27 protein-coding genes are annotated in these 21697 nt (G+C 56.4%); 15 read left to right on the top strand and 12 right to left on the bottom strand.

Features of this window, described 5'->3' with window-relative positions; translation table 11 throughout:
• Positions 1 to 22 precede the first annotated feature (22 nt).
• Positions 23 to 745, top strand: a complete 723-nt coding sequence (locus tag CAI21_RS18090) for a hypothetical protein (RefSeq protein ID WP_116303581.1) — start codon at positions 23 to 25, stop codon at positions 743 to 745.
• A 41-nt stretch (positions 746 to 786) separates the two neighbouring features.
• Positions 787 to 1743, top strand: a complete 957-nt coding sequence (locus tag CAI21_RS18085) for a DUF6976 family protein (RefSeq protein WP_220348768.1) — start codon at positions 787 to 789, stop codon at positions 1741 to 1743.
• A gap of 151 nt (positions 1744 to 1894) precedes the next feature.
• Here the strand turns inward: CAI21_RS18085 and CAI21_RS18080 are convergent, their stop codons facing one another.
• The 3 genes from CAI21_RS18080 to CAI21_RS26145 form a co-directional block, all read right to left on the bottom strand.
• The gene (locus CAI21_RS18080) at positions 1895 to 2380 is read right to left on the bottom strand and encodes a glutathione peroxidase (RefSeq protein WP_116303579.1); all 486 of its coding nucleotides are present in this window, start codon (positions 2378 to 2380) and stop codon (positions 1895 to 1897) included.
• A gap of 422 nt (positions 2381 to 2802) precedes the next feature.
• Positions 2803 to 3291 carry a SixA phosphatase family protein gene (locus tag CAI21_RS18075; protein WP_116303578.1) on the bottom strand — a complete coding sequence of 163 codons (489 nt, stop codon included), beginning with the start codon at positions 3289 to 3291 and terminating at the stop codon, positions 2803 to 2805.
• Between the two features lie 113 nt (positions 3292 to 3404).
• On the bottom strand, positions 3405 to 3599 hold the full coding sequence (locus tag CAI21_RS26145; RefSeq protein ID WP_404840897.1) for a phospholipase D-like domain-containing protein: 195 nt from the start codon (positions 3597 to 3599) through the stop codon (positions 3405 to 3407).
• Between the two features lie 189 nt (positions 3600 to 3788).
• Between CAI21_RS26145 and slyD the strand changes: the two genes are divergently transcribed.
• The gene (gene slyD, locus CAI21_RS18070; protein WP_116303577.1) at positions 3789 to 4259 is read left to right on the top strand and encodes a peptidylprolyl isomerase; all 471 of its coding nucleotides are present in this window, start codon (positions 3789 to 3791) and stop codon (positions 4257 to 4259) included.
• Positions 4260 to 4340: 81 nt separating this feature from the next.
• On the opposite strand, the gene CAI21_RS18065 is transcribed toward slyD, so the two are convergent.
• Entirely contained in the window at positions 4341 to 4691 is a 351-nt protein-coding gene (locus CAI21_RS18065) for a PilZ domain-containing protein (protein ID WP_116303576.1), read from the bottom strand.
• Between the two features lie 30 nt (positions 4692 to 4721).
• A complete protein-coding gene (locus CAI21_RS18060; RefSeq protein WP_116303575.1) occupies positions 4722 to 4982 on the bottom strand; it encodes a DUF1488 family protein in 261 nt (86 codons plus the stop codon).
• 182 nt (positions 4983 to 5164) lie between these two features.
• On the opposite strand from CAI21_RS18060, the gene CAI21_RS25225 reads away from it, so the two are divergent.
• The 6 genes from CAI21_RS25225 (at position 5165) to ftsH (ending at position 9800) form a co-directional block, all read left to right on the top strand.
• Complete coding sequence (locus CAI21_RS25225; RefSeq protein WP_147305167.1) at positions 5165 to 6733, top strand: hypothetical protein; 1569 nt, start codon at positions 5165 to 5167, stop codon at positions 6731 to 6733.
• The gene (locus CAI21_RS23335) at positions 6625 to 7056 is read left to right on the top strand and encodes an endonuclease/exonuclease/phosphatase family protein (protein ID WP_258868995.1); all 432 of its coding nucleotides are present in this window, start codon (positions 6625 to 6627) and stop codon (positions 7054 to 7056) included. Before CAI21_RS25225 ends, CAI21_RS23335 begins: the two co-directional genes overlap by 109 nt.
• A gap of 263 nt (positions 7057 to 7319) precedes the next feature.
• The gene (locus CAI21_RS18045) at positions 7320 to 7532 is read left to right on the top strand and encodes a DUF433 domain-containing protein (RefSeq protein ID WP_181919516.1); all 213 of its coding nucleotides are present in this window, start codon (positions 7320 to 7322) and stop codon (positions 7530 to 7532) included.
• A 174-nt stretch (positions 7533 to 7706) separates the two neighbouring features.
• Complete coding sequence (locus tag CAI21_RS18040) at positions 7707 to 7937, top strand: hypothetical protein (RefSeq protein ID WP_116303571.1); 231 nt, start codon at positions 7707 to 7709, stop codon at positions 7935 to 7937.
• Between the two features lie 13 nt (positions 7938 to 7950).
• Positions 7951 to 8388, top strand: a complete 438-nt coding sequence (locus CAI21_RS25220; protein WP_258868993.1) for an ATP-dependent metallopeptidase FtsH/Yme1/Tma family protein — start codon at positions 7951 to 7953, stop codon at positions 8386 to 8388.
• Between the two features lie 29 nt (positions 8389 to 8417).
• Positions 8418 to 9800, top strand: coding sequence for an ATP-dependent zinc metalloprotease FtsH (gene ftsH / locus CAI21_RS18035; RefSeq protein ID WP_258868992.1), 1383 nt, complete (start codon positions 8418 to 8420; stop codon positions 9798 to 9800).
• Between the two features lie 11 nt (positions 9801 to 9811).
• Here ftsH and CAI21_RS18030 read toward each other — a convergent pair whose 3' ends face one another.
• Entirely contained in the window at positions 9812 to 10057 is a 246-nt protein-coding gene (locus CAI21_RS18030) for a YcgL domain-containing protein (RefSeq protein ID WP_116303570.1), read from the bottom strand.
• 236 nt (positions 10058 to 10293) lie between these two features.
• Here CAI21_RS18030 and CAI21_RS18025 point away from each other — a divergent pair, with 236 nt between their 5' ends.
• The gene (locus tag CAI21_RS18025) at positions 10294 to 11730 is read left to right on the top strand and encodes a sodium/glutamate symporter (protein ID WP_116303569.1); all 1437 of its coding nucleotides are present in this window, start codon (positions 10294 to 10296) and stop codon (positions 11728 to 11730) included.
• A complete protein-coding gene (locus CAI21_RS18020) occupies positions 11727 to 12446 on the top strand; it encodes an SDR family NAD(P)-dependent oxidoreductase (protein WP_116303568.1) in 720 nt (239 codons plus the stop codon). Before CAI21_RS18025 ends, CAI21_RS18020 begins: the two co-directional genes overlap by 4 nt.
• A 24-nt stretch (positions 12447 to 12470) precedes the next feature.
• Here CAI21_RS18020 and CAI21_RS18015 read toward each other — a convergent pair whose 3' ends face one another.
• Positions 12471 to 13523, bottom strand: coding sequence for an AI-2E family transporter (locus CAI21_RS18015; protein WP_181919515.1), 1053 nt, complete (start codon positions 13521 to 13523; stop codon positions 12471 to 12473).
• 125 nt (positions 13524 to 13648) lie between these two features.
• Between CAI21_RS18015 and CAI21_RS25700 the strand changes: the two genes are divergently transcribed.
• The 4 genes from CAI21_RS25700 (at position 13649) to CAI21_RS17995 (ending at position 17580) form a co-directional block, all read left to right on the top strand.
• Positions 13649 to 14296, top strand: a complete 648-nt coding sequence (locus CAI21_RS25700) for an acyltransferase (protein WP_309544725.1) — start codon at positions 13649 to 13651, stop codon at positions 14294 to 14296.
• 166 nt (positions 14297 to 14462) lie between these two features.
• Positions 14463 to 15701, top strand: a complete 1239-nt coding sequence (locus tag CAI21_RS18005) for a GGDEF domain-containing protein (RefSeq protein ID WP_181919514.1) — start codon at positions 14463 to 14465, stop codon at positions 15699 to 15701.
• 619 nt (positions 15702 to 16320) lie between these two features.
• On the top strand, positions 16321 to 16758 hold the full coding sequence (locus CAI21_RS18000; protein ID WP_116303565.1) for a DUF2267 domain-containing protein: 438 nt from the start codon (positions 16321 to 16323) through the stop codon (positions 16756 to 16758).
• Between the two features lie 237 nt (positions 16759 to 16995).
• Positions 16996 to 17580, top strand: coding sequence for a 1-acyl-sn-glycerol-3-phosphate acyltransferase (locus CAI21_RS17995; protein WP_116303564.1), 585 nt, complete (start codon positions 16996 to 16998; stop codon positions 17578 to 17580).
• A gap of 57 nt (positions 17581 to 17637) precedes the next feature.
• Here the strand turns inward: CAI21_RS17995 and CAI21_RS17990 are convergent, their stop codons facing one another.
• The 5 genes from CAI21_RS17990 to CAI21_RS17970 all read right to left on the bottom strand — a co-directional run bounded on the left by CAI21_RS17990 (position 17638) and on the right by CAI21_RS17970 (position 21369).
• Positions 17638 to 17835, bottom strand: a complete 198-nt coding sequence (locus CAI21_RS17990; protein ID WP_116303563.1) for a hypothetical protein — start codon at positions 17833 to 17835, stop codon at positions 17638 to 17640.
• Between the two features lie 221 nt (positions 17836 to 18056).
• On the bottom strand, positions 18057 to 18587 hold the full coding sequence (locus CAI21_RS17985; RefSeq protein ID WP_220348755.1) for an FkbM family methyltransferase: 531 nt from the start codon (positions 18585 to 18587) through the stop codon (positions 18057 to 18059).
• 719 nt (positions 18588 to 19306) lie between these two features.
• Complete coding sequence (locus CAI21_RS17980; RefSeq protein WP_181919513.1) at positions 19307 to 20059, bottom strand: FAD-binding oxidoreductase; 753 nt, start codon at positions 20057 to 20059, stop codon at positions 19307 to 19309.
• 103 nt (positions 20060 to 20162) lie between these two features.
• Complete coding sequence (locus tag CAI21_RS17975) at positions 20163 to 20972, bottom strand: family 1 encapsulin nanocompartment shell protein (RefSeq protein ID WP_116303560.1); 810 nt, start codon at positions 20970 to 20972, stop codon at positions 20163 to 20165.
• A 1-nt stretch (position 20973) separates the two neighbouring features.
• Positions 20974 to 21369 carry an encapsulin-associated ferritin-like protein gene (locus CAI21_RS17970; protein WP_116303559.1) on the bottom strand — a complete coding sequence of 132 codons (396 nt, stop codon included), beginning with the start codon at positions 21367 to 21369 and terminating at the stop codon, positions 20974 to 20976.
• Positions 21370 to 21697: the final 328 nt, after the last annotated feature.

Here is a 21697-nt window from a genome sequence, read left to right as displayed (position 1 = left end):
CGACCGCGGGAGGCGCACGGCCATGAGTAAGCAGGAAGCACTTTGGCAGCGCCTACTCCAAGTAGAAAAACCCTGGCGAGTGCTCAAGTACGAACGCGACGAGCACCGCCAGCAGCATTTCATAACCATCGGCCCGGAATCTCAGCGTAGTTGGTTCGGCCTCGTTAGCCGTCCCGCCGAGGCGCTGGACACGATCAACTGGCGGCACCGAAACTTCGGCGACTGGGAAGTACACTTGAAAGTGCAGGCTCCGACCGATGCGGACCTGAGCCAACAGCCCTGGCAAGGCGGGCGCAACCAACCGTTCACCAACGCGCTGGCGCAGGAAGTGTTCGCCATGCTGCGCGAGGAACTCACCCTGACGCGTATCTGCAAGCTGACCGGAATACCGATAGCCGATCTTTGGCGCTTTCAGTATGCACTAGACAACGGCGAATGGTCGCCGGCCCGGAGTGCTGCCGGCTCCGCCACACCGAGAGCGGATTCGTCCGGCCCCAGCAGTCCCCCCGATGGCGATATTCCGAACCTCAACCATCCCGTATGGGCCGACATTGCCAAAGGCGGACTGGAAATAGATACCAGAGTCCTCAGCCTGAAAATGCTGTTGGCTCGGCTACGCTCGCAGCTACAACGCACCTCGGATGAAGAAGTAATGATGCTAAAGCTACAGGAACTGCGGCGCTACTTCGTCAATAATCGCCGCCTCCTCGTACATGAACTCAAGCAGCTTCGAGGCTATCGATGACCACGCCATCACTTACAACCCGTGCCGCGACAGGCCGCCTGATGAGTATTCCAGAAGCGGCCAGCGTCATACGCACCGGTCGTCTTCTGTGCATTGCCGGTGAAGAGTCGCAGCTGAAGAAACTGCCGGCGGGCAATTGGATCGGCGGAACAATCCCGTACTTCATGAACGAGGACGGCGGCACGACCGACCGCGAACGCGTGTTCGTTTGCGAGTTGCCGACCGGAGACGCGCCGGCGGACATTCGCCTGTACGACGTCGAATCGCTGCCGAGGGTGTGCGCCGATGGCCCGGCCAACGGCTATACCCTCGTCATTATCCCCGCATTCTCCGAGGCCCACATGCGGTACGCCCGGGAAGCGCCTGACTTTGAGGATATGTTCGTCAGGCCCATCGTCGGTTGGATCGCCGGGGTGCACCTGGACGAGCTGGAGGTTGCCCGGCCAGCGGTGTTCGACGGCAGCACCGGCCGACTTGAGCGCGAGTGCGCTGTGGCGCTGCACATCCCATTGCCGGACGATCGCTATGCGCACATCGATATTATCAATGGGATGCGTCAAGGCGATGGCGACCGCATCCGCTTTCCCAAGACCGACTTTTCCGCCAGCGATTGCCTGGTCAATGGTACGCCGACAAATCTTGCTACTTATCTGGATACGCAGGATAACGACCCAGGACTGCCGCTGGTAGCCAATTACTGCGGCGCCCAGGTCAATGTCTCGATCAGAGGGGTCAATCGCAAAGCACGCGAAGTAGAATTCTACGCCCCCGTGTTCGACGACGTCGAATACCGCCTGGCAGCGCCAGCCGCCAGTATCGAAGAGGGGTTAATAGCCGCCGATAATGCGAGGTTCTCCTGCAACTGTGTACTCAATTATGTCCATGAAGGGCTGGAAGGCCGTCGGACCGGCCACTTGACCGGGCCGATGACCTTCGGCGAGATCGCTTACCTACTTTTGAACCAGACGCTGGTTTATCTGTCGGTGGAAGAGGTCTAAGCGGCAGGTTGCTCGCGTGCCCAGACTTGCGATCCTGGGTGCAGGCGAACTCGCTCCGGTTTAATGAGCACGCAGCTAAGCTGCTTCGGCAAAAGCCTGTCCCCCAACCGTTAGCGAGACCTTCGCCGCGCGAAAGAATCTTCTGTCACGGCTACCCCAATAACTTCTCGATATCGGCCGCAATGGCCTCCGGCTTGGTCGTCGGTGCGTACCGATCCACGGGATGCCCGGACTTATCGATTAAGAACTTAGTAAAATTCCATTTTATCCCTTTACTACCCATAATACCGGGCGCCTGATCCTTAAGAAAAATAAACAAGGGATCTGCCTTATCGCCATTGACATCGACTTTAGCGAACAGCGGAAAGCTCACACCGAAGTTGAGTTCGCAGAACTCGCTAATCTCATCCTCGCTCCCCGGCTCTTGGCTTCCGAATTGATTACAAGGGAAACCTAGTACCTGCAAACCACGATCCTTGTATTGTTGATACAACTGCTCAAGACCTTTGTACTGTGGCGTAAAGCCGCACTTGCTAGCGGTATTGACGATTAACAGCACCTCGCCTTTGTAATCCGCCATAGACTTCGACTCGCCGGAAATCGTCTTGCATGCAAAATCGTAAACCGAATTAGTCATACCACACCTCTAGGAAAAACCACACAATTCAATTGTGCACAATACAACTTTGCAAATGTATGTGTCTAGTGGCAAATGAGAAGGAGCTGCGTAGCGGGGGCCAAACAGGGCTACAACGTAACGCTGCCGACAGCAGCGATTCGCACGCTCCCGGGCGAGCGGATTTTCCATGACGGAAATGCTGGACAAAAAAACCCGGTCCAGAGGATGGACCGGGCAAAATCACGAAGGCAATGCGATCAGACTGGAATCAATCCAGACAACTCTAAGCATGTATAAGGCTATCTAAGCGACTAAGAACACGCTGTCGACTCCGCCGCATAAGCAACGGAACCCGATCACAAAATATTCATTCAGAAGTCACAGTAAGGGATCGATAGCGCCGGTACCGGAAGCGACAAACGAGACAATGAAACCAAAGCTTAACGGAAAGGATGATCCAAATTTTGCAGCCTGCCGCAACCCGGCTGCACCTCGGCCCACGATTCGATATCTAAGGTAAGCTGCGCGCAAGCGCCCGAGGGCAAGTCCGCGACCCATTCCTGCAACAGATAAGTGCAAACGCCGCTAATTGCCGGGTTATGGGCTACCAATACGACCCGCTCCAAGGCATCGTCTAAATCCTGTAACAGCGCGCATAGGTCCGAGATTCGGGCTTCATAAGCACGCGCCTCGAACTGGATATCCGCCGGCGGAAATGCCAATTGCGCCGCGACGATTTCCGCCGTTCGCCGAGTACGGCGCGCGGGGCTTGCCAATACCGCATCCGGGAAGCGGAAGTTACGCGCCAACCGCCGCCCGATCAAAGCGGCATCGCATTCGCCTTGCTCAGACAGAGGGCGCTGGTAATCGTACTCGCCGGCCCCGGCCGGCAGAGCTTCTGCATGCCGCATCAGCGCTACTTGTTTCATCCTTATGCTCGCACCTGTTTCTCTAGCCGACGACAATAGGTAACCACTCTCCTATCGCCTAGCACTTCCTCTTTTAGTTTACCGATTACGAATCGGCTATAACCAATACCGGCTCATCCGACCAATAGCCTCCACCACATAATAAGGTTGATCTCGTAATTCTGCCGAAAACTGCGATCGCCCAGATTTAAAGTGCCGACTAAACTCCACGTATCGCTAATCAACAGCGTTATCACAGGCAACATGCGAGGCTGGTACTCGAAAATCCTTACCCCGTGCGCATGTAAGTCGCCATAGACAGGATTCAAGCAGCACTCGCTCGCTACGGATCGCCTTAAGGAGACACTGACGTTCCTTCTCTAAGCAAACCAAACATCGGCCGAGAGCATCTATCCGGACGGCCAAGCGATTGCCGAACCAAATTCCAGCGCTTACCTTGGATTAGGACGGTATCGTCGTTAGACTACGCGTACATTCATGCAACACAAAGGTTCGCCATGCAGATTGCAAAAGACAAGGTGGTCTCCATCGAATATTCCCTGAAGGACGATGAAGGCACCCTTCTCGACACATCCGAAGGCCGTGACCCGCTGGCCTATCTGCACGGAGCCGGCAATATCATTCCCGGTCTGGAAAGTGCTCTCGAAGGCAAGCAAACGGGCGACTCCGTCGATGTGCGGATCAACCCGGAAGATGCTTACGGCGAGCGTAACGATCAGCTCCAGCAGGTCGTTCCCAAAGAACTGTTTCAAGGCGTCGACACCCTGGAACCGGGCATGCAGTTTCAAGCCCAGACTGAAGCCGGCGCCCAGATCGTGACGATTAAGGAAGTCGACGGCGATAACGTGACGGTCGATGCTAACCACCCGTTGGCCGGCGTGCCGCTGAACTTCTCCGTTAACGTTGTTGAAGTACGCGACGCAACGGCGGAAGAGCTGGAACACGGGCACGTGCATAACGCACAATAACCGCCCTGAGCCGAGGGCTCGCGCTTTCGGTAACCCTACGCCCCGGCCGCTCACGCCGTCGGGGGTGTGGGTTTTGCGCCATCAAATCCCGCCAAAAACCATTCTTAAGGCTCGCATGTCCTGTTCGGGGATTCGCTCTATCTGAAAACCGGCTCCGTAGTCGTCGGAATAGCTGGATTTTTGGCACCAGATACAGCGAGCATCCACGGCAATACGGCTTCTTCCATTAACGATCTTCGGCAATTCCAGTTCCAACTCGCTGTAACCGCCTTCCACTAACGCGTTAGGAGAAATCAACATAAACCCCTCCGGCGATAGGTTAACGAGGTTGCCGAGGACTGCATGATTATTGCGATCCATCACGCGCAGTAGTTGCCGAACCAGCTTTCGGTCCGTGTTACGTTTCTCTTCCATATCCCTACTCAAATTCATGGGCTTCCCTCCGCCTGAGCCAACTGCCGGCTACAGATCGTCGGCAGATACGGCAATCGAACCGTCGCGGGCGAACATTCGCGCGGCGATCAATCTCGCCGCCGCCGACTCGATGGCCGGCCTATGGGCGTGAAAGGTCGGCAAGGGGTCGCCCAAGTCTGCCCCGCAGCACGCCTGCAAGGACTCTATTTCCATGACACAGCGAATGCGGCGACCGTTTACCTCGGCAGGGAACCAGATCAAATCGCACGTTGCATCAAGATATTCTTCCCGAGGGAAGTTAATCTCCATAAAACACCTCCGTGCACACGAAACCAACCGGCCCCTTCCCCCTTCTTCAGGGTAGATCACGTCAGTATATATTGCTCGGCCTCCCCCTACCTCACGTTATGCTCGCAGTACGCGATCGGGGGCTGGCAGAATGTCAAAGAAGTTTGCCCTAAACGGTCTGCCGCTCGTAGTCCTGCAGTAACATGTCTGCGAGACGCTCGATCGCCTCGGCACTTGCCAGCTTGATCGACGTGCGGCACGCTTCCGTTAGGACGGATCGCCAATTAATACGCTGTAGTGGTGGTTTATTGGGGATAACGGAAGGGATGCCGGGGCTTGTCGGCACCTCCGAGTGCACAGTCGCCAAAAAACAACAACGAAGGGACACGTTGACGATGAACCGGGCGAGTATAAAAGGCATTATCAACCTCGCGCTTTGTTTAACGCTTACGTTATTCGCAACGCATGCGTTAGCCGAATGCCCACATGCGCCGCTCACCGACATCCATGCCATTAAAGGCTACGGCACCGACGCGCTAACTGAGGGGCAGACGGTTGTCGTGGAAGGGGTGGTAACAGGCGAGTTTCTCGGGCGCGATCGCCTGAACGGCTTTTATATTCAGCATAACGATAAGCAAGCAGGATCGCCCGCCGGTATTTTTGTTTATCTTCCCAACGTACCGCCGCGCGAAAGAAAACTCATTCAACCGGGCAACCAACTACAAGTTCACGCACAAACGGGCAATTTCAGAGGCCAACCGCAGCTTCAGCGCGTCAGCCGCATCGAGTTGTGCGCGCGCGAACAACTGCCGCCGGCCCTAACCCCCCATTGGCCGTTAACTCCGGCGCAGGCGAAACGATTGGAAGGCTTATTGCTGACGTTCCCGCACACGCTCACCGTTACCGGAAACTACGAGTTGGGCCGCTACGGCACGCTGCACTTAGCTAAGCAACGCCTCTACCGCCCAACCAGCGATGGTCCGCAAGCAAAAGACCGTAGCGTACTTATCCTCGACGACGGCAGTTATCGCGCTTTCCCCTCTCCCATTCCCTACCTGGACGAAGACGGCACGCGCCGCGTCGGCTCCACTCTCGCCGGGTTAACCGGCGTGTTGGCGTATGCGTTTAACGACTACCGGCTGCATCCGACCAAGCCGCCGCGATTTCAGTCGGATAACCCGCGGCCGGAACCGCCACCGCCGCCGGGCGAGCGAATTCGAATAGCGGCATTTAACGTGGAAAATTACTTTACCCGCCTAGGCGCGCGAGGCGCCGCTACCGAGGATGAACTTAACCGGCAACGAGCAAAACTGCGCGCGGTTGCCGAAGGCCTGGATGCGGACATACTCGCGCTAATGGAAATCGAGAACGATTCCGAGAGTCTCGACGACTTTATCGCGCATTTAAACGACGGCCTGCCGCAATCGCGACAGTACCAAGCCGTCGCCGGCTCCGCCGACCGCGGCGACGATGCGATAAAGGTCGCCTTTATTTATCGTCCTGCCCGCGTCAAACCGCTCAGCGATAGCTATAGCGATACCGATAGCGCCCATCTGCGGCCGCGCTCGCGGTGTTGTTTGCAGCGACTGAAAAAACGGACATTCGCTTTGGCGTCGTTACCGGCCACTTCAAGTCGAAAACGCGTTGCCCGCGGGAGGGCGATATCGACCGCGGTCAAGGCTGCTGGAATCAACGCCGGACTGAGCAAGCCCGCGCCTTATCGCGTTTTATCGACCACTTATCGCGACGCTACGATGAGCCTCGCTTTCTGATCGTCGGGGATTTGAACAGCTACGCTCGGGAAGACCCGATCGTCACCCTTCGCGAAGCGGGGTTCGTGGATCTTATTGCGACGCACCTACCCGCGTCGCAACGCTACAGTTACGTCTTCCGCGGCGAGTCCGGGCGACTGGATCACGCCCTGGCTACCCCAGCATTAGCCGCCGACGTGGCCGCCGTTTACGTATGGCATATCAATGCCGACGAGCCACCTTTTCTCGGTTACGACAGGCCGGATAACGCGGCCGGCCTGTTTGCTCCCGACCCTTTTCGGGCATCCGACCACGATCCTATCCTAGTCGATCTACAACACTGAACGCCTTTAAGGAAACACTAACCGATCCGTGACGTACGCACGGCTTGCGTGTTTCCTTTATAGAAACGAGTCACGGTTTCCATTTACCGACATTGTCAGAATTTTCCGACAATGACACCCGCCATTTCCCGATAGTCAGTGGCGGATGCTAACACTACATTAGGTGCCCGTTAGCCGGGGCCTGACTGCATTGCAGATGATGGTTGGATAATTAAAGAAGACGCCAAGGACTGGCGTGAAAATAAAGAAACTAGGGGATACCAGTGATAGATCGCATTACATCGGATCCACATATCTTAGATGGACAGCCGCATATTCGTGGAACGCAGCTGACGGTGCGCAGCATTATCGACGCCTTGATAAAGTACCGAAACTGCGAGCGTTTGCTAGCCGAACACCCTGAACTCGATCCCGAGGACGTTCGCGCTGCGGCCGAGTTTGCCGCTAATCATGCCGACTCCCGTTTGGCTTGCTAGTGGTTCTCAGCGGAGGCCTTGGGTAACTCGGTAGGACGCTCGCAACATCAACACAGGCGCATAACAAAAGCCAACAGTTCCTAATACCTTATATTCTACTGTTGGCTAGTCCCCGCTCTTCCCCCAAATTAGGTTTGCAGACACGATGTTAAGACTGCAACGAGGGAAGCAAGCATGGCAGAACGAAACTCCCGGGACCATCCGTCTGACACGCATCGCTCGAACGCGCCGGGTACCGACGGTGCCCGGCGCAACGGCTCCGATAGCACTCACCACACGGCTCGCGATGCAACGCAACAAGATCCAAGCAAATTGGTACGAGACGAAGGCAATCGGCCGACCTACTTAATCTTGGCAGCGTTACTACTCGCTGTCGCCATTCTCGCGTTACTCTTTCTAATCTGAAGCGGAAGCAGAGATGCGAGACGACGACGCGCGCTATAGCAGCCCACCGCCTGGGAGCGGCAGCTGGCGCGGCCTTATCTGGCTGGCGGCTATTTTGGTCTTGGGCTTGTTGTGGCTCGCCGGAACCGGGCAGCCGGAGCAGGATGCGATCAGCTACAGCGAATTTAAGCAAGCGTTACGCGCGGGCGAGGTGCGGCAAGTTACCATAGCCGATCAGGAGATCCGCGGTGTATTGGCCGATCCGGACGCGCCGGGAGAGGCTCAGTTTACCACCACGCGGCCACCCTTCGACGACCCTAATCTCATGCCGCTTCTCGAAGAGCATGGGGTTGCGGTCGCGGCCGAGGACACCGAGCCGGCCTGGTGGCAATCGGCCCTTGCGATGTTCTTACCCTGGATTCTTATTCTCGGGCTATTGTTCGCCGGCCTGATCTACATGCAAATCGGATGATGTCCGGCGGACAGAGCGGGCCGTTTAACGTGGCTCGCTCCAAGGCCCGTCGTTTCGAGGCGGAGCGGCCGGATATCACGATGGACGATGTCGCCGGTTCCGACCATGCAAAAGAAGACCTCAAGGAAATCATCGATTACCTTAAGGCTCCCAGCCGCTACCAGTCCCTCGGCGCTTCAATTCCTAAAGGCGTTCTGATGATGGGGCCGCCGGGCACCGGAAAAACCCTTATGGCAAAGGCCATCGCGGGCGAGGCGAACGTGCCCTTCTTCAGCATTAGCGGCTCCGAGTTCATCGAAATGTTCGTCGGCGTAGGCGCTGCCAGAGTGCGCGATCTATTCGCGAAAGCGAAAGAAGAAGCGCCGGCGATCATCTTTATCGACGAGATCGACTCAATCGGTCGCTCCCGTGGCACGGGTGTTGGCGGCGGCCATGACGAGCGCGAACAAACACTCAACCAAATCCTTAACGAAATGGACGGCTTCGAGAAGCATCAAACCGTCATTGTATTGGCTGCCACCAACCGTCCCGATGTCCTTGATCCGGCCCTAATGCGGCCCGGCCGTTTTGATCGCAAAATCACGCTCGATCAACCGCATAAGAAAGCCAGAGAGGCCATTTTACGTGTCCACACTCGACGGATTCCGCTCGCTGATAACGTGGATCTTAGCAAACTGGCAACTCGCACCATCGGTTTCTCCGGCGCGGATCTTGAGAATCTCGCTAACGAAGCCGCGCTGTTAGCCGGGCGTCAACGCAACCAACAAGTATCGATGGAGCATTTCGACAACGCGCGCGACAAAATCGTCCTCGGGGCGGAGCGCGAGGGCAGCTTGAGCGAAACCGATAAACGCGTGGTTGCCTATCACGAGTCGGGGCACGCCTTGATCTCTGCGTTATTACCGAACACGGACCCGCTGGATAAAGTCACCATTCTTCCGCGTGGGCGCGCTCTGGGGGTAACCGAGCAAACCCCTGAAGAAGAACGTTACAACGTGCGCTATAGCTACCTGCGCGACAGAATTGCCGTCATGCTCGGCGGCCGGGCCGCAGAGCGCTTGATCTTCAACGAAACCAGCACCGGCGCCGAGTCCGATCTGGAGCAAGCGACAGCGCTGGCTCGACGGATGGTATCGCGCTGGGGAATGAACAAGCGCTTAGGCCCTGTCGCCTTTCGGCGCGGCGAAGATCACGTCTTCCTAGGTCGGGAAATCAACCAGCCGCCGGACTTCAGCGAACATACCGCCCGCATGATCGACGAGGAAATCGTGCGTCTGCTCGGCGAGATCGACGAGCAGGTCGCCAACCTATTGCAAGAACACCGGGCCAAGTTGGAAGCCCTCGCCCAGGCCTTACTCGCGCACGAGACGCTCGACGCGGAAGCTATTCAAGCTACGCTCGCGAAACACTGATTCGCTTCCCGCTACAGCAGTTCCTCATCGCGCGGCGGTAACTGTACATAACAACCTTTATGCAACAAACCGCTCAACACCTCTTTCGCCTCAGAGCGCGCTAGCCGTCGCTCAGGCGTCAATACCAAATCCATCACGTGGATCGGCTCGCCGAGCGCTTTTAGTACCGCCTCGGGCACCGAGGAGAAATCATCCTTACAAGGAATGAATAAATAGGTGTCTTCGTTGCGACGGCCTTTATAAATTGAGCAATGCACGATATTTCCCGTTGCCTGGCAAGACTGATTAGAGCGCGGCAGTATCGCATATCGGCAGTATACTTAGGGGAAAAATCAGGATTATCTTAGCCGTTACCGGGCCGCATCTGATAACGTGAAGGAAACACCGGATAATACCCTTACTCCTTCATGGCGCGCGCAACCCTACCGAACGGCTAACTGGGCAAGGGGATTGGCGCGCGTTCCCCTAACGAATAAAAATCACCGGAGGGCTCGTGGCGCTTAGCCTACAAGACGTTTTCGTCGCCGTGTTGTTGATCGGGTTTCTACTGCTGATCGCTAATGTGATCCGTGCGAAAGTAAAACTGTTTCGCTCGCTATTCCTGCCAGGCTCGATCATTGCCGGCGTCTTAGCACTGCTTCTAGGGCCGCAAATTCTTGGCAACCTTGCGGAGTGGCTCGGCATCGATGCGCTCGGCGCTGGGCTGTTTCCTGCAACGGCACTGGAAGCCTGGCGCGGTCTTCCCGGCATTCTCATTAATGTCGTGTTTGCGGCCTTATTCCTAGGCAGTCGCATCCCCGGCATCCGCGAGATCTGGTACCGGGCAGGCCCTCAGGTCGTGATCGGGCAAACGATGGCCTGGGGCCAATATGTCGTCGGCATCATCCTTGCCCTACTCGTACTCACACCGCTGTTCGGGCTGCCGCCAATGGCCGGCGCCTTGATCGAAATCGGTTTCGAGGGCGGCCATGGCACAGCCGCAGGTATGGCCGAAACCTTTGCCGAACTCGGGTTTCCGGAAGGGGCCGACCTGGCACTAGGACTGGCCACTATCGGCTTGGTCTCCGGCGTGATCCTGGGCACCATTCTCATTAACTGGGCAGCCCGCCGCGGCGATATCGATCTGAGTGCCGAGCTTGATCAGGCTAAGGCAGCACCGTTAAGCAAAGCGGAAATCAAGCAAGCGGAGCAAGATAAGCGTCTGGAGCAAAGCGCCACCGACCCCTTATCGCTGCACCTGGGACTGGTTGCGATTGCCATCGGTATCGGCTGGTTATTGCATCAAGCATTGATCTGGCTAGAAGCCGCCACCCTACAGCAAGCCGGCATGCCGGCTTTAATGCGCCACGTTCCGCTATTTCCCCTTGCCATGCTCGGCGGCGTTTTTCTACAAATCGCTATTGACCGAGCAGGCCTTGGCGAACATGTCAGCCGCCGTATAATGAGCCGGATCTCCGGCACAGCGCTTGATTTTACCATTGTAGCCGCCTTAGCGACCTTATCGTTGATGGCACTAGGCGAGCATCTCGTCCCGTTTTTACTGCTCGCGCTGACTGGCATTCTGTGGTCGTTATTCTGCGTTATCGTTCTTGCACCCCGCCTGATTCCGTTCAATTGGTTCGAGCGCGGTATCGGCGACTTCGGCCAATCGATGGGGGTAACCGTAACGGGCATTCTGCTGATGCGTATGGCCGACCCGCAAAACCGCTCCGGTGCCTTACAAAGTTTCGGCTATAAACAATTGCTGTTCGAACCGGTGGTCGGCGGCGGCCTGTTCACGGCTGCCTCCTTGCCCTTGATTGTGCAGTTCGGACCAGTCGCCGTGCTGTTGTTCACGGCCTTTATCATGACTGCGTGGCTTATTTTCGGTTTCCTTTACTTTGGCCCCATGGCTAAGGAAGAGCGCAGCAAGCAACGGGCAGGCCCATGAGCATAGAGGCGCCGGTAGCACTGGTTACCGGCGCCAGCCGCGGCCTCGGCCAGGCGATGAGCCTCGCCTTGGCAAGCCGCGGCTGGCGCCTCGGACTGGTGGCACGCGATCAACAGCGGCTGGAAATCTGCGCCGAGGCGGTGCGCCGACAGGGCGGGGAGGCCTGGGTATTCAGCGCCGATTTAGGCCAACCCGCAGAAGCCCATAAGCTAGCGGAGCAGTTGACGGCACGCTACGGGCAACGGCTCGATTTACTCGTTAACAATGCCGGAAACATGGGCGACGAGCGTCGTTTCGAGGCGGTCAACCCCGGCTTTTGGAGTGCGCTGCTTGAGGCCAATCTCACCTCGGCCTATCTCTGCTGCTGGTACCTGCTCCCCGCGCTAAAAGAAGCACGCGGCTGTATCGTCAACATCAGTTCAGGCGCCGCCGTCCGCACGGGGTTTCTCAACCTTGCTTACGGCGTTGCCAAGGCAGGGCTTGATCGGTTAACGCAAGGGCTCGCGGCAGAACTCAACGGTACCGTAGCTTGCGTCTCCCTCTCCCCGCCGGTCAGCGACACCGAAACAGTACGAAAAATCTATCCGACACAGGCGGTAACGGAATGGGCCGCGCCGCCATCGTTAACGGCGGATGCGTTGTTAAAGCTACTCGATCTCGGCCCGTCGCGCTTCAACGGCCAAGTCGTCGGCGCCCGAGAGCTGCTCGAACAATAAACCAGACATAGCGGCAGACTCGGCTTACGACTCGCCCAGAACCTCGACATCCTCGCCGAGAACGTCTTGGATATAGAGCATCTGTACCGCAACCACTGCGACCACCGCCAGCGGTGTCGCCAGGATAATTCCCGGCAATCCGGCCACGGCTCCTCCCGCCAATTGGATAATCAGGGTATAAGCGGGCGGCAAATGAACCACCCCTTTCGCGATAAGCGGATACAACAGGTTGCTTTCCACCGCCTCGACCGCGAAATAGAGCAACGCTGCATACATGGCCAATTGCGGACTAACCAATAACGCAACCAACACCGTCGGTATTGCTGCAAGAATCGGCCCTAGATAGGGAATGAACGTCAAAACCCCGGAGATCAGGCCCAAGGTCAACGCCAGCGGTACCCCTAGCACACTCAAACCGATAGCGGTCGCGGCCCCCACAAACACCATCGAGACTAAACGGCTTAACAACCATAAACGCAAGGTTTGCCCCTGAGCGGCAGCCACTTCGGCCACCCGCGTCCGCCGCTGCTTCGGTAGCAAACGCAGCACCTGTTCGACGTAGGTCTTCGGGTTCAGCGCGATATAGATCGCAAACAAAGCCATGATCAGAAGCCCTGCGAACGCGCCTGCAACGCTGGAGAAGACGCCACCGAGACGAGCCAGCATTTCCTCGTTGAGAAACTGAGCGGGTTGTTCGGCTTCCCGTAGCAGATTCTCGCCGCCTGGCAGTTGCCGCAACGCCTGAGTAACCTCACGCACCGCCTCCGGCAGCTGCCGAACCAGTTGCGGAAGCTGTTCCGCGATCTGCGGCCCTATTAACGCCCCAAAACCGCCAATCAATAGCAATATGCCGGCCAGCGCGCTAAGCAGCGCCCATGCCCGAGAGAGCGGAAGGTAACGCATTACCAGGCGGGTCAGACCGTCGATAGCAACGGCGATCAGTACGCCGGCAAAGGCAAGCAGGAGTACGTCGATCAGTTGCCCAAGAAAATAAATAAACAGCGCAACCAGCGCTATCAAGCCAGCCGCTATCAATACCCGCTGGGCGAAGCTACGGGACTGGTCGGATATCCCCACAATCAGCACTCCTCTCCCGCAAGCCACAACCAAGGAAACGCGCGCACGCCTTTAGCTTCTGCATTGGGGCAATCGCGCAAAACCTGGAATCCTGAGATGGCGCATCAGCGCCGACGAGCTATACAATGCGGCCTCTTCGATCCGACAACGACTTATTAGCCATGACCGACGAGTACCGGGACCAACATAAACGACGTTTATCCTGGATGCCCTGGCTTTACTACTCCCTCAAGCCTAAACATCAGGCCTGGGCCCACGCTTGGCAGCAAGCGATTCAAGAAGAGCTATGCCGTTTAGAAACCGTGACGATCGGCGCTAACTGTTTCGTCGCGCCCGAGGCTCGTTTATTTGCCGAGCCGAACCGCGGCATCGTCATGGGGGATAATTGCAGCATCGCCGCCGAGGCATTTCTCCATGGCCCGATACGCTTAGGCAAGGCAGTCAGCATCAACCATCGGGTATCAATCGACGGAGGAGCCAAAGGCGTCTGTATTGGCGACAATACCCGGATAGCAGCGAACACCTGCATTTACGCCTTTAACCACGGTATGGCGCCGGAGTGTCCAATCAATACACAACCGGTACGCTCAGCGGGAATCGTGATTGGCAGCGATGTCTGGGTAGGCGCTAACGCAGGGATTACCGACGGCGTCAGCATTGGCGATCATGCCATTGTCGGCATGGGAAGCGTCGTCACGCGCCCAGTGCCCGCCTGGGCTATTGTGGCCGGCTCGCCGGCACGACAAATCGGCGATCGTCGGGATTTTCGTTAAACAAGTTGACCAGGATGTGAACGCGCGCACACTGCCGATCCGCTCTTTCCTCAAGTCGCTCGGTTACCGGCCGTTATCCTGGAATACCCGCAACATTCATCCTTGCAAGGTGCAACCTTCCCGAAACGGAATTTCGGGGAACACCGGTTTACGGAGGCTTCTGGCTTTGTCCGGTTTGCTCACGTTATTAACGCGTACGCTGCTAATCCCAGTCATTCTCACGCTAGCCGCCTACCTAATGCTTCCTTACCTGCGCGCCACGCCGCAGGCTTGGCAGCCTCTGTTACAGGCGATCCCCTACTCGGCGTGTCTGCTGGCGCTCTGCATCGCGTTGTTATTCAACCAAGGCCGTGTGTTCTTCCTCGCGCTTTTACTTGGCCTTGGCTACTGGGCGCTGAACAGCGTCGCCACCACGGCCGCTATAGACGCGTTCCATGCAGCGGTGATCTTTACCGCCTGTAGCATCCTGTTGCCGCTCAACTTCGCCATTTTCACCTTTTTAAAAGAAAAAGGATTACTCAACTTATCCGGCATTCTTCGCAGCGGTTTTCTGCTTGCCCAGGTCATTTTTGTTGGCTGGGTCATTCGCGGGGAGAAAACCGAATTGCTTCTTAGCGCAGCCGGCAACTACCTCCCCTTCGGTATAGAAGCTATACGGCTACCGGATCTCGGCGTCATTACCCTGTTGCTCGTGGCAGGACTCCTAAGTTGGCGCCTATGGCGCGAACAGTCCGTATTGGACGGCAGCATTCTGGCTTTGTTGTTGCCGTTTGCCATCGCTGCTAACTGGGCCGGTACCATTATGGTGCCCGAAGCCTTCATGACGGCGGCGGGCCTGACCCTTGCACTCGGACTCATCCTACATACTCACCGTATTGCTTATCGCGACGAGCTTACCGGCCTACCGGGACGGCGGGCGCTTAATGAACGCTTGGCGGCATTGGGGCGTCGCTACACCATCGCCATGCTCGATGTCGATCACTTTAAGAAGTTCAACGACACCTACGGCCACGATGTCGGCGATCAGGTTCTACGGATGGTCGCCAGCCGGATTCGCGGCGTTGGCGGTGGAGGCAAAGCGTATCGCTATGGAGGCGAGGAATTCACTATCGTATTCCCCGGCAAGAGCATCGAGCACTCGCTTGAGTATCTAGAAAACGTACGAGAAGAAATCGCCAATTACGCTCTGGTTCTGCGCAGTAACGATCGCCCTGCAGACCGCAAGAGAGGTCGCGAGCGGCGTGGCAGCGGCAAGAGCGCTAAGCCTAAGACGACGCACGTGACGATAAGCATCGGGGTAGCGGCTCGTAACGATGAACTCCGACAACCGGACATGGTCGTCAAGGCGGCCGATGAAGCCCTTTATCGAGCGAAGAAAGGCGGCAGAAACCGCGTTTCCAAATAGAAAGACCGTTTGCACTTGCGCCGTACGACGCTTTTGCACGTTGTAACACCTGTCAGAGCCGCAGGTGTTACACAAGTTGTACACACAGCTCCCCTTGCCAAGGCTAACGGAGCTATGCCAAACCCGCACAACACCAGAAAAAATTCAAGACACTGTTTTAATTAGTTTTTTGTGACTGTGCAATTTATCATCGACTTAACGAGAAGCCCATAACGACGGGGCTTTCGGGCAGGTTTCCCAAGTCTATCCACAAAGTTATCCACAGGAATTGTGGATAATCGCGAATGGCCTCGATAGAGCAAGTACTTAGCGCGCATCCCTAGAGCGAAACATCAACTTCACGGCTTCGTAACCTAAGAGACATAGGGGCAGGCCAGCTTAGATTCAAGCACCCAAAGGATCCTAGACGAAACCTCCGCACCCGCGGCCTAATGCCTTTACCCGTAGAGCCCGCAATAAAGGCGCCCCAGCCTCCTTGAGCGAGCGCGGATTATCCCCAGCTAGCAGGGTAATGCAACTTTGCATGCATACAGTGCCTAGGCACGACTCCGACTCCGGAGGGTGTACTAACCGCAATCCGGTGGTCACGCGAACCTGCTTTACGGAGGAACGTCGACCTATGTCCGTACCCGCTATGTTCAACCACACCTTGCAACAAACGGCCGATTGGTTGAAATCGCTTGGCGGCGAAGAGACCATCAATACCGAAAAACGCGCCTATGCTGCGCTTAGAGCGGTACTTCATCAGCTGCGCGATCGCTTAACCGTCGAAGAAGCAACCGACTTGGGTGCACAGCTGCCGCTCCTGGTCCGAGGCATCTACTACGAAAACTGGAATCCTGCCAAGACTCCGGAAAAAGTACGTCGTGACGAGTTCATCTTGGGAGTCGAAGAGAAACTTGACGGACATCCAGAGATCGATGCCGAAGAGGCTATCCGAGCCACTTTCCGCGTGCTCAGCGAGAAAGTCACTCCAGGGGAAATTGAAGAAGTGATAGGAATGCTACCTAAAGATATGCGAGACCTATGGCCTTCGCAAAGTTCGGGAAGCGCCTGACCCCTCTCGGAAGGCGCCGGTACGCGAGACGAAGCGGTATTACACGACGTCTCGCGTACTCGCCAAACCTTCCCCCCATAGCACCGACGGACCTACCGGAACAGCCCAACAGTTAACATTACAAGCCATACAACCTAAATATAATAAAAGGCCAACAATAAGGAGGAGACGGCTGTCTTCCACTTACAGGAGACAGCGACGCAGGCTATTGCCTGCACTCGGTCAATTGAGAGAGCAATGCATACCACCACGCGCGAAAAACTATCCCAGCGTTTTGCACGTCGGGTTCTGGCCCTATTTGGTTGGCAGGTAGAAACCGGACAACCGGCCCTTAAAAAGTACATTCTCGTCGTTTATCCCCACACGTCTAACTGGGACTTTCCATGGGGCTACCTCGGTAAAATGGCGCTCAATCTCCAGCTTAACTGGATGGGCAAAGACAGTTTGTTCCGCTGGCCGCTGGGTTCCCTATTCCGCCGCCTAGGCGGTATCCCGGTAAACCGTGGCGAACGACATAACTTTATTACTCAGTTCGCGGAACGTTTCCGACAACGACAGCAGTTGATACTGGCCATCACCCCGGAAGGGACACGCGGGCATACGGAATGCTGGAAAAGCGGTTTTTACTATATGGCGAAGGAGGCCGAAGTCCCGGTCGCGCTGGCTTACATCGATTACCGGCGAAAGCGAATGGGCATTGGCGAGCCCTTCATGGTAAGCGGCGACCCCCAACACGACCTAACTAAAATACGGCACTTCTATGCCGACAAATCAGGTCGTTATCCCAACAAAGCCGGCACTATCGAATTCAAGCTTCGGTAGCGTTAAGTACTGCGGGCGGAATATCCCCGCCCGCCATGACAAAAGCACGATGACTACTTAACTCAAACGCCGCTCGCGTGCATCCGCCTCCTGTTCTGCAGAGGCGTCATCGCCTGCGGAATTCGCTTCGTCATCATTCAGTAGATTAAGGAGGTGGTCGGTATACGCTAATAAGGAATCGGCATGCGTAGGGAGCCCCGCCTCTGTCGGGCGGTTGTTTTGTATCCCTGTTTCTATCCCCTCCGTGCGCGCCATAAATAAGTCCTCCTTGTTCCATGGCACTAACAGACTGCTGAGTAAAAGCCAGTACGGTGGCCCGCCTCGCGAGCTCCTAATACCGACTTCTTTCCCGGCTTCCTGCCAAGGTCTGCTGTCCAGCCTACTTATTGCAACATAGCAGGCATGGCAGGAATATAGGAATCTTCTGATGCATTGTGTAGGCAATACGCCTACCTTAGCAAGCATCAGTTACCTGTTTAGGCGGCAGCTTGGTCGGGACGCATGTCGATTCGGTATCCGTATCCGGCCAGTAGATCAGCAGCCTTCTCTCTAGGTAAAGCCAAATGATCCATCGCCATCAGGTCGGTCGAGTCGCCAGGGTCAAGCTCCCGGCGATACTCCAAATCGCCGTTCGACAACATCCGGTAAACAACGTAATCCTGCTCTCGACAGAACCGCTCTAAGCCTAACGCGGCTTCCTTACGCCGCTCCATCACGTGCTTTTTCTGTGCCTCGTTACCCGCTCGCTGGGCAAGATGCGCATAAACCAGGATTTCGAAAATAAGATAAGGCCGCTCACGATCGACCGTCTCCCGCAACCCCTTTAGCACGGACAGCTCAAGCCCTTCGACATCGATTTTGATCAACGCCACGCCGGTCAAACCCAAACGGTCTAGAAAAGCATCCCCGGTGTCGACAATCACAACGCCACCGGTACCCAAGGTTCCTGGCAAATATGTGTTAGCACTTAACGACGCGCAGACATCGAAAGGACTATTGGTGAACACCCGTTGAATCCCGGGCCGTCGGATAAACCGAGCGGAAAAACCTGGTGGGCTTGCAGAGCGTTCGCCCGAATAAAAGCTTCTACATAGCTCACACAGGCCGTGCTGACATCCACGCCCACATAGCGGCGGTTCCTGTCTACTAGCACGCACAGCTCCATAAAATGCCCAACGTTGCACCCAACATCCACAACCGCTCCAGGCGTGCGTGGTATGACATGTTGTAGTACTCGGTATAACGCTACGTCCTTCGGGCCCACAACAAGGTTTTGCTCGCCGACGCCATACTGTAGCGGAACCAGCAACCGCTGCCCCTCAAGACTTATCGGAAGCAACAGATTTAGCCTTCTTGCCGCAGCAGGCGAGCGCCGCACGAAATGATACAGGCTTCTATCGAATAACCTTTTCTCCATAAACAGCCCTCTATCGGTGAGTTAACAACAACGGCCGCCGGAAACGGCCGCCCACGATCTCTGACGCGAGGGGAGGCATGGAAACAACCGCTTGCGGGATACAAGCAAGAAAAACGGAGGTTCTACCGCAGTGCGCCCGCTGATAAGCCGCGGCGAATATATCGCACTGCAAGAACGTGGGGATCATTAACAGATGCTACAAGCTCTATGGCATATAGCGATACGATTATGTAAATGGAGTCCGAGCAACTTGCGAAAGATTCATCTTTCAGGCTTTGAAAGCTGAAAGCGACGGTGGATACGCTTCAATCAGTCGTAAGGTTCCGTACGCACGACGAATCCGCCAGCCTCGTAGCGGGCCTTAACGGCTTGCACCATATCCGGCTGTCCGCAGGCATAGATAGCCGTATTGGTAGGCCGTAACTCGAGGCTGTCGATAACCGGATCGACCCATTGCTCTACGCGGCCTGTCGCCCCATCCCAGCCACGATTCTCCTCAGCGTCGGGTCTACTGACGGTCGGCAGGTAAAGCAGCTCTCCGGAGTGCTTGTGCGCAAGCTCAGCCAGCACAGGCGCATAGCCGAACTCGTTCCGATAGCTTGCCCCTTGCAAAACGATAAAACGCTGCTCAGTCGAAGTCTCGGACGTCCAGTGATCGCGTAGCAAACTTAGCAGAGGACTAAGTCCTGTCACCGTCGCTACCATTAGGTGGTAACGGGCCCCCTCCTGCAAGCTTAACTTGCCCTTCACCCCATCAACGCGCAGTTCAACGCCCGGCTTCGCATCGCGTAGCTGCTCGGAAAACTTTCCGCCGGGGCGCAGCTCGACGAAAAACTCCAACCACTCGTCGTTAGGAATCGACGCAAAGGAATAGCGCCTACGGACCCCGGAAAGCTCCAGCTTGGCCGACTGCCCTGCCCGATACCGCAAATTCGCCGGCTTGCTGGTCCGAATAATTCTGAGATCGTCCGCTGGCGTCGCCACCTCTAACAGTTGCGCATAATCGTTTCGATGCTTCCGACTCGGCGCACCGCTATTCAAGTGGCCAACCAAGTCGTACAAGCGTGCATCCTCAAGCGCCGGCCTTCGCAGTAGACAACGGCACGCAAACTCAACCCGCCTCCGAGCGATCTCTAACCTAATGCTTGCGGAACCCGCCACTGCCCTAACCTGTCGGCGGCTTTAACACACAAACGGCATCGGGGTCGTGTAGCATTAGGACGAGGCTTTCGCTCACAAACAGTTGGTGATGAATCCCATCGTTGCTTGAGTAACCGGTCATCAAATCTTGTCCGATCAACAGCTTACCCACATGGGGATCGATCAAAACGGCACCCTCGATCGCCGCTTTGAACACCCCTAATTCGCACAGCCGTTTCAAGTGCTCCAGCTGAAGCATATCCGAGCCTTCATAACGCCGGAACAAGGTATTGTAGAGTTTTGGCGACAGCGCTAATGCGTACGGGCCGTGGAAACCACTAGCGTCCAATCTGTTCACTGCCGCCAGGACATCGTGCAACGCCTGCTCGACCTCTGCCCAATCACTGCTCTTAAGCTCGTGTCGGCCTTCTGCCGTCAATAAACCTTCCAAACCGTACTGCGGCTGTCCGTAGTAAATGAACTCTTCCTCCCGCCGCGCTACCGCTTCTGCTGCATCTTCCACCGGCGTCAGATCTAACGGCTGTCCAAGCTGAGCATAGCCTTGCAAGCGTCGCACGCTTAACCCAAAACTCTTGCGTAGCATCGGTACCGCCACAGCTCGGCTCAGAACGGCACCGGCCTCGTCCGGCTTCGGCTGCCGGCAGAACTCGTCCGCGCCGATCTCCACTGCTGTCAGGCCCACGCCATAGGGCCCCTCAACCTCTAGAAATCGCCGCCCAGTCAACAGGTCGGCCGCCGCATTCGCGGCCGCCGAGTCGATCATCGACCACAAGTCATCGGAGAACGGTGCAGAACCGCGGTTAAGGTAGTCCATCTCAGCTCCGTTTGAGATCGCCAATCGTAAACTGCCGAGTTAATGTCTTCTCGCCCTCACGCGCCGAACCGGCGGCCGGGGCTTGTGTCGCGGTATCCGCTTCCTCGATACCGACAATTGACTCCTGCGTAAACAAATACGTCTCCATATGCTCGGCAAAATCCTTATTACGGCGCCGAAGCCACTCAAGAACCATGCACGCGTGCTCGATCTCTTCCCGCATGTTATGCAGGAGAATATCCCTAAGCTCAGGGTCCGCGCAGGCATCCGCACGTTGCCTATACCAATCTACCGCCTCCAGTTCTTCCTGCAACGAGACGAGCGCCTGATGCATATGTCGCGTATCGCGGCTTAGCTCTTCCAAAGGCTCGTGATAGCTCTCACTGCCGCCAGCCATAAACAGATCTCCGTAGGAAGTCGTTCACGCTACGAGTGACTAAAGTAGAACGGCCATTCGCGTTCGCTATCGCCGTAAAACAACAGTTAAAGAGGTTGCGATCAAACGTGGTGGCTTCAAGAGAGGCCGCCGCCATAGAAGAACGCATGGGGGATAAGCGAAAGGACACCCAGGCGACCGAGCACTAACGAATCGAGGGCATAAAAAAACCCCCTCCGCGTATGCGGAGGGGGTTTGGTGATAAGCGCCTGGCGATGACCTACTTTCGCACCACAGCGGGGCGGCACTATCATCGGCGCTGAGCGGTTTCACTTCCGAGTTCGGAATG

The organism is Alkalilimnicola ehrlichii, from assembly GCF_003399765.1.
In the GTDB taxonomy this organism is placed as follows: domain Bacteria; phylum Pseudomonadota; class Gammaproteobacteria; order Nitrococcales; family AK92; genus AK92.
Note: the sequence above shows the minus strand (reverse complement) of the source record. Positions and strands in the feature narration are given on the sequence as shown.

Bases quoted from the DNA above. Each gene is read 5' to 3' on its own strand.
- CAI21_RS18090 (WP_116303581.1), top strand. From the start codon at position 23: ATGAGTAAGCAGGAAGCACTTTGGCAGCGCCTACTCCAAGTAGAAAAA.
- CAI21_RS18085 (WP_220348768.1), top strand. From the start codon at position 787: ATGAGTATTCCAGAAGCGGCCAGCGTCATACGCACCGGTCGTCTTCTG.
- CAI21_RS18080 (WP_116303579.1), bottom strand. From the start codon at position 2,380: ATGACTAATTCGGTTTACGATTTTGCATGCAAGACGATTTCCGGCGAG.
- CAI21_RS18075 (WP_116303578.1), bottom strand. From the start codon at position 3,291: ATGAAACAAGTAGCGCTGATGCGGCATGCAGAAGCTCTGCCGGCCGGG.
- slyD (WP_116303577.1), top strand. From the start codon at position 3,789: ATGCAGATTGCAAAAGACAAGGTGGTCTCCATCGAATATTCCCTGAAG.
- CAI21_RS18065 (WP_116303576.1), bottom strand. From the start codon at position 4,691: ATGAATTTGAGTAGGGATATGGAAGAGAAACGTAACACGGACCGAAAG.
- CAI21_RS18060 (WP_116303575.1), bottom strand. From the start codon at position 4,982: ATGGAGATTAACTTCCCTCGGGAAGAATATCTTGATGCAACGTGCGAT.
- CAI21_RS25225 (WP_147305167.1), top strand. From the start codon at position 5,165: ATGTCTGCGAGACGCTCGATCGCCTCGGCACTTGCCAGCTTGATCGAC.
- CAI21_RS18040 (WP_116303571.1), top strand. From the start codon at position 7,707: ATGGCAGAACGAAACTCCCGGGACCATCCGTCTGACACGCATCGCTCG.
- CAI21_RS25220 (WP_258868993.1), top strand. From the start codon at position 7,951: ATGCGAGACGACGACGCGCGCTATAGCAGCCCACCGCCTGGGAGCGGC.
- CAI21_RS18020 (WP_116303568.1), top strand. From the start codon at position 11,727: ATGAGCATAGAGGCGCCGGTAGCACTGGTTACCGGCGCCAGCCGCGGC.
- CAI21_RS25700 (WP_309544725.1), top strand. From the start codon at position 13,649: ATGCGGCCTCTTCGATCCGACAACGACTTATTAGCCATGACCGACGAG.
- CAI21_RS18000 (WP_116303565.1), top strand. From the start codon at position 16,321: ATGTCCGTACCCGCTATGTTCAACCACACCTTGCAACAAACGGCCGAT.
- CAI21_RS17995 (WP_116303564.1), top strand. From the start codon at position 16,996: ATGCATACCACCACGCGCGAAAAACTATCCCAGCGTTTTGCACGTCGG.
- CAI21_RS17990 (WP_116303563.1), bottom strand. From the start codon at position 17,835: ATGGCGCGCACGGAGGGGATAGAAACAGGGATACAAAACAACCGCCCG.
- CAI21_RS17975 (WP_116303560.1), bottom strand. From the start codon at position 20,972: ATGGACTACCTTAACCGCGGTTCTGCACCGTTCTCCGATGACTTGTGG.
- CAI21_RS17970 (WP_116303559.1), bottom strand. From the start codon at position 21,369: ATGGCTGGCGGCAGTGAGAGCTATCACGAGCCTTTGGAAGAGCTAAGC.